Consider the following 6000-nt stretch of genomic DNA (forward strand, 5'->3'; position numbering starts at 1 on the left):
GCAGCGGCCCGGATGACAAAAAGCCCGCACGAGGCGGGCTTTTTGTCAGGCAATCGTCGGAAACCCCTTACAACTTCCCGTAGGAATGCAGGCCCGACAGGAACATGTTCACACCCAGGAAGGCGAAGGTGGTGACCAGCAGGCCGGTCAACGACCACCAGGCGGCGAACTGCCCGCGCAGCCCCTTCATCAGGCGCATGTGCAGCCAGGCCGCGTAGTTCAGCCAGACGATCAGCGCCCAGGTCTCCTTCGGGTCCCAGCTCCAGTAGCCGCCCCAGGCCTGCGCCGCCCACAGCGCGCCCAGGATGGTGGCGATGGTGAAAAAAGTGAAGCCGATGGCGATGGACTTGTACATCACGTCGTCCATCACTTCCAGCGACGGCAGGCGCTCGGCGATGCGGCGGCGCCCGTACAGGATCCCCGCCACCGCCAGCGCCGAGATGCCGGCGAACACGCCCCAGTACTCGGAGATGCCGCCCTGGCGGAACACCAGGGGCTCGAAGAACATCACGAAGCCCAGCAGCCACAGCGGGGCGAGCTTCCACCAGGAGCTCTCGTTGCCGTTGAGCTTGACCAGGTAGGCGAAGCCGATCATGGCCGAGATGGCGAAACAGCCGTAGCCGACGAAGTTCGCCGGCACATGCAGCTTCATCCACCAGCTCTGCAGCGCCGGCACCAGCGGCTGGATCTCGTAGGCTCCCTGCACCAGGCTGTACCAGAGCAGGAAGCCGACCGCGGCGCTGACCACCAGCATGGCGAAGGCGCCCATCGAGCGGGTACGGTACTTGTGCTCCATGTAGAGGTACAGCGTGGTGGTCAGCCACGAGAACAGCACGAACACTTCGTACAGGTTCGACAGCGGGATGTGGCCGACGTCGGGGCCCACCAGGTAGCTTTCGAACCAGCGCATCATCGTGCCGGTCAGGGCCATGGTCACGCCGACCCAGGCCAGGCGGGAGCCGAAGTACTGCGCGAAATTCGACTGCCAGCCCCCCGCGTCACGCAGCGCGGTACCGTCGGCCGCCGTCGCGGCACCTCCGGTGAACATGCCCACCCAGTAGCTGGCGGTGGAGACGAAGAACAGCAGCGCCATCCACAGGATCGCGGTCTGGCTGGAGAGGAAGAACTTGAGCAGGAACTCCTGTTCGCCCCGCGCCAGCACCGGCACGCCGCCGGGGCCGTAGTACTGGCTGATGCCCAGCAGCGACAGCACGCCGACCGCGATGGCCAGGTTCTTCAGCGCGCTCCAGCCCCAGCCCAGCAGCAGCAGGGCCGTGGTGGCGCCGAGGAAGATGAGTTGCACCCAGTAGCCCATCGCCGCACCGAAGCGGTGCAGCACGTAGCCGTCGGTGCCGAGGATCAGCGCCAGGAACACCCAGTCGTAGGCGCTGCGGCGGCTCAGGTAGCCCAGCGGGCCGGAGCGCCGTTCCAGGCTTGCGCCGTCGAGATCGAGGCCTGGGTGCTTGCTTGTCAGTTCCATCGCTTGGGTCCTTCTCAGGTTGGGTCGGCGCCGCCCGCGGCAGGCTTTGCCGCGGACTGCAGGACAGCGTCCCGCATCGCGCCGAATTCACGCTCGAATTCGATTGTGCGCCGATTCGTGCTCATCGCCATCAGCGTCTTGCTGGAGCCTTCGCCCTCGTCCTTGACCAGGAACCAGGCCCGGCGCTCGCGTATGTACAACATGGTGAACACGCCCAGGATCAGCAGTCCGGCGCCGAAGTACACGATGATCTTGCCCGGCGCGCGCGCCACCTGGAACACGCTGGCCTGCACCTGCTTGAAACCGGCCAGTTGCATGTACAGCGGCGCCGGGTAGAAGGTGGCGTCCGACAGCGCCAGCACGGCGGCGTTGAAGTAGCGCTGGCTGGCCTCGTCCTGCTTCGGGGGTTGCAGGCCCGCCTGGGCCCGCTCTCCCAGCCACAGCTGCCACAACGTGCCGTTGAGCACGTCGATGAACACCTTGGAAGCCTTGGTCAGCTGTTCCTTCGGCACGTTGCGCTGCAGGAACTCGGCCAGCGCAGGCAGGCCGCCCGGCGAACTCAGCAGCGGCTTGCCGGTGGCCGGATCCTTGGGAACGACCCCGGCGAACACGTCCAGCGTGCGCCCCGCCGTGTCGCGCAGCTGATCGACCAGCTGGGCCGACGCGTTGGGCGGCAGCGCCTCGCGCACGTAGGCCTCGACCGCCTTGGCGCGCATCTTCGGATCCGACAGCGCGGCACGCAGGCGCATCCAGTCGTCCACGCTGTCGTGGGAATCGGCCGGAATGCGCAGGTAGTGGTAGCTGCCGCCGAGTTCGCTGCGCTCGCCGGCGACGAACACGCGAAGACCGCCGAGCTCGATGGGCAGCATGTAGTTGAAGAACTCGTGCGCCTGCCCGGCGGCGTCACGCAGCTTGTAGATCACCGCCGGCCCGACGTTGGTCGGGTGGGTGGCCGACTGGCTGTTCACCGCCGCGCCCAGGTGCTTGTCGAAGCCCGCGAACAGGCCGCCGCGCGGGGCCACCGGCGTCTGGCCCTGCTGCGTGGCCGCGTTCAGGTTCTCCACGTTGATGGCGCGAAAACCGGTGAACTCCAGGTTCAGGCTCTGGCTGCCGTCGCTGAGCTGGCGCGAGCTGCCGACGTCGCCGTCGATGGCGAGGGGCTTGTCGCCGACGCCGTGCATCGGCCAGGCCCGCAGTTGCAGGTGCGAGCCGCCATCGTCGAAACCCGACTGGAAGATGGTGACGCCGTCGTAGGTCACCGGCGAGTTCACCTTGATGGTGGCCGGGAAGCTCTTGCCGGTGCGCGAATCCGTGATCTGCACCTGGCTCTCGAACAACCTGGGCATGCCGGTGGAGTAATAGTCCACCTGGAACTTGTGCAACTGGATGGTGAAGGGCAGCGGCTGCAGCACCGAGCCGTCGCCGATGGTCAGCACCGCCGTGTTGGAACTGCCGCCCTCGGGAATCTGCAGATTTCCGCGGAAGCTCGGGTTGTGAACCGAGAGGATGTTCTGCGGCGGCACCTGGGAGATCTGCATGTTGCTGGTGAGCAGCTTCTTGCCCGTCAGCAGCATCTGCAGGCGGATCATCATGTCGCCGTCGAGCAGGCCGCCGACGCAGATGAACACGAAGGCGCTGTGCGCCAGGATGTAGCCCAGGCGGTTGATGCCGCCGGTCTTGGCGGCCACCATCGTGGCGCCCTCGCTCTCGCGCAGGCGGCTGCGGTAGCCGCGCCGGCGCAGGTGCGCCTGCACGCGCTGCACCATCTGCGCGCGCGACAGCGGCAGGCTCGCCTCGGCCTTGTCGTGCAAGGCGCGCAGGCCTTGTTCGCGGAAATGCTCCTTGTAGCTGCGCAGGTCGGCCAGGATCTTCGGCGTGTTGCGCACCAGGCACAGGGAAGTGGATACCACCAGCACGCCCAGGATCAGCAGGAACCACCAGGAGCTGTAGACGTTGAACAGGTCGAAGCGGTGGAACACCGAGGTCCAGAAGGGACCGAACTCGTCCACGTAGTTGTTCAGCGGCTGGCCCTGGTCCAGCACCGTGCCGATGATGCTGGCGACGGCCACGACGACCAGCAGGGCAATGGCGAAACGCATCGACGACAGCAACTCCACGCCGGTACGCCAGGCTCGGGAGCCGCGACGCAGTTGCAGGCCGGAAGTGCTGAGGGTCGTGAGGGTGGAGGACATGGACTGCCGTGCGAAGACCTAGGGACTGGCGCGCTGCGCGCCGCCGTCGCCCCCGGTACCGCGGCGCGCGGCCCTGCCGCGCAGGTGCGGGACGATGGTGGAGCGCTCGATGGGGCGGCTGCCTGCGGGAACGGCACGGCCTCTAGGCCCATGCGCCCCCATGAATACAGCCAGGTGTATATGCTGCGTACCTGGAACAGGGCCTCGAACCGCGAAGCCGGACTTGTGCAATATAGCAAACCCGCACATGGAACGTGGTAACGAATGGGTCGAATTTGTCTCAAGGAGGCGCCGGCTCAATGCAGGCCGGAGGCGAAATCCGCCACCTCGCGGATCTGCGACTCGGTCATGCGCGAGGCGATGTCGTGCATCGGCCCGTGATCATTGCGCGTACCGTCGCGAAATGCACGCAACTGCGACACCAGATACTCCGACCACTGCCCCGCCAGCGAGGGATACAGCGGCGGGATGCCGTGTCCGTCGGCGCCGTGACAGGCAGCGCAGGCCGGCACCCGGCGCCCGACGATGCCGCCGCGCCAGATGCGCGCGCCGTCGGCCAGTTCCGAGGCCTGGGGCGCCAGCGCGGGCTTGAGCCGGCAGGAGGCGAAGTAGGCCGCCAGGTCGCGCCGGTCCTGCGCCGACAGCCCCTGCGCGATCGGGTTCATCACCGGACTGGGTCGCGCCGCCGGCGCCCCCGCGCGCGCCGGCCGGAAATGCTCGAGTTCGCGTTCCAGGTAGGAGGCATCCTGCCCCGCCAGCTTCGGGAACTGCGGCCCGGAGGCGTTGCCGTCGATGCCGTGGCAGGCGGCGCAGCTCTGCGCCAGCGCGCGCCCGTGGCGCAGTTGCGCCGCGTCGGGCGCCTGGGCGCTCAGCGTCGCGCCCCCCGGCGCGGCCAGGGCCGCCGGGGCGGCGGCGCAGCATGCGGCGGCGAGCAGCCACCCGCGCAGGGCCGTGCCGGCGCGCCGCGCCGCGTGCGAAACCGTGCGGGACGGCTGGGCTTCGGGACGCGCTCGATCGGGCATGGCAGGCTTCGCAGGATGGTCCGGGACAGGCCCTGTGCGCGGCGTCCGCCGGGCAACGGGCGACGCAGGGCTAAGATGCCGCATGCTAGCGACATATAAGTCATGACGAATATAGGGAATTCCAGCAAGCCCGCGCCCGACACCAACGCGCTGTTGCAGTCGGCGCGCTTCTTCACCACGGCGGCCGAATTGCGCCAGCTGCCCGACAGCGAATGGCCCGAGGTGGCCTTCGTCGGCCGCTCCAACGCGGGCAAGTCCACCGCCATCAACGTGCTGTGCGGGCAGCGCCGCCTGGCCTTCTCGTCGAAGACACCCGGGCGCACCCAGCACATCAACCTGTTCGCGGTCGGGCTCGGCGGCGAAACGGTGGGCTTGCTGGCCGACCTGCCGGGCTACGGCTATGCCTCGGTGCCGCTGGCCACCAAGCAGCGCTGGGAGCGCTTCATCGCGCTGTACCTGGCCGAGCGCAGGCAGCTCTCCGGGCTGGTGCTGATCGCCGATTGCCGCCAGGGCCTGACCCCGCTGGACTGGACCCTGCTGGGCTATTTCTCCCCCTCCGGCCTGCCGGTGCACGTGCTGCTGACCAAGGCCGACAAGCTCTCGCGCAACGAGCAGCTGCGCCAGGCGCAGGCCGTGCGCGACGACCTGCACCGCAACGGCGCCCGAGCCGGGCTGCTCGCGCCCACCTCGGTGCAGCTGTTCTCGGCGACCGCGCGCCAGGGCCTGGAAGAGGCCAGCCAGCTGATCGAGGGCTGGCTGCTGGCCCCGCCGCGGCCGGTGTAAGCGCGGCCTCGCGGCCTCAGGCGAGCTCGAGGCGACGCTCGATGCGCGCCACGCGCTCGACCAGCTTGTCCATGCGCAGGCTCAGCAGCGCGCAGGCTTCGTCCAGATGCGCTATGCCGCGCTCGAGGTGCCCGAGGCGCAGGATCACCTCGTCGAAGCGGTGGTCCAGCCGCGACTGAGCCGCCTGAAATTGCTTCAGGTGCTCGAGGATCAGGTTTTCCGCGTCCGTGCCCATGGCGCGAATCTAAGGCAACGCTGAAGAAGCACCTGTTTTTGCAGAAGCCGGGCCCTACGATTTCAGGATGCGGGAACTCGATTCGATGAGGGTGATTTGGCGCCCATCGGGCCTCATTCGCGAGCCTTTCGACCCGCCTTGCGCCCTTATGGACGCACCTGTGCCATGAGCCGATTTCGGCACATGAAGATGTTGCTCAAGGCCAGCGCGGCGAACGCGCGCGTCGCGTTCTTATCCAGTCCGCGATAGCGCACCTTGCTGAAGCCCCACAGCCGCTTGATGACGCCG

The 6000-nt window shown here is 68.0% G+C and carries 5 protein-coding genes and 1 pseudogene; 1 reads left to right on the forward strand and 5 read right to left on the reverse strand.

Translation table 11 applies throughout. From position 1 onward, the window contains the following. Positions 1 to 67: 67 nt before the first annotated feature. The 3 genes from ccsB to D466_RS0117975 all read right to left on the reverse strand — a co-directional run bounded on the left by ccsB (position 68) and on the right by D466_RS0117975 (position 4694). A complete protein-coding gene (ccsB, locus tag D466_RS0117965; RefSeq protein ID WP_018915092.1) occupies positions 68 to 1480 on the reverse strand; it encodes a c-type cytochrome biogenesis protein CcsB in 1413 nt (470 codons plus the stop codon). A gap of 14 nt (positions 1481 to 1494) precedes the next feature. Then, a complete protein-coding gene (locus D466_RS0117970) occupies positions 1495 to 3672 on the reverse strand; it encodes a cytochrome c biogenesis protein ResB (protein WP_026285444.1) in 2178 nt (725 codons plus the stop codon). 296 nt (positions 3673 to 3968) lie between these two features. After that, the gene (locus tag D466_RS0117975; protein WP_018915094.1) at positions 3969 to 4694 is read right to left on the reverse strand and encodes a cytochrome c; all 726 of its coding nucleotides are present in this window, start codon (positions 4692 to 4694) and stop codon (positions 3969 to 3971) included. Between the two features lie 102 nt (positions 4695 to 4796). On the opposite strand from D466_RS0117975, the gene yihA reads away from it, so the two are divergent. After that, entirely contained in the window at positions 4797 to 5477 is a 681-nt protein-coding gene (gene yihA, locus D466_RS0117980; RefSeq protein WP_018915095.1) for a ribosome biogenesis GTP-binding protein YihA/YsxC, read from the forward strand. 16 nt (positions 5478 to 5493) lie between these two features. On the opposite strand, the gene D466_RS0117985 is transcribed toward yihA, so the two are convergent. Together D466_RS0117985 and D466_RS24220 are read right to left on the reverse strand one after the other, a co-directional pair. Beyond that, the gene (locus D466_RS0117985; RefSeq protein ID WP_018915096.1) at positions 5494 to 5712 is read right to left on the reverse strand and encodes a hypothetical protein; all 219 of its coding nucleotides are present in this window, start codon (positions 5710 to 5712) and stop codon (positions 5494 to 5496) included. A gap of 146 nt (positions 5713 to 5858) precedes the next feature. Next, a pseudogene (locus D466_RS24220) lies at positions 5859 to 6000 on the reverse strand (IS5/IS1182 family transposase); the annotation flags it as partial.

The organism is Thiomonas sp. FB-6, from assembly GCF_000377645.1.
In the GTDB taxonomy this organism is placed as follows: Bacteria; Pseudomonadota; Gammaproteobacteria; order Burkholderiales; family Burkholderiaceae_C; genus Thiomonas_A.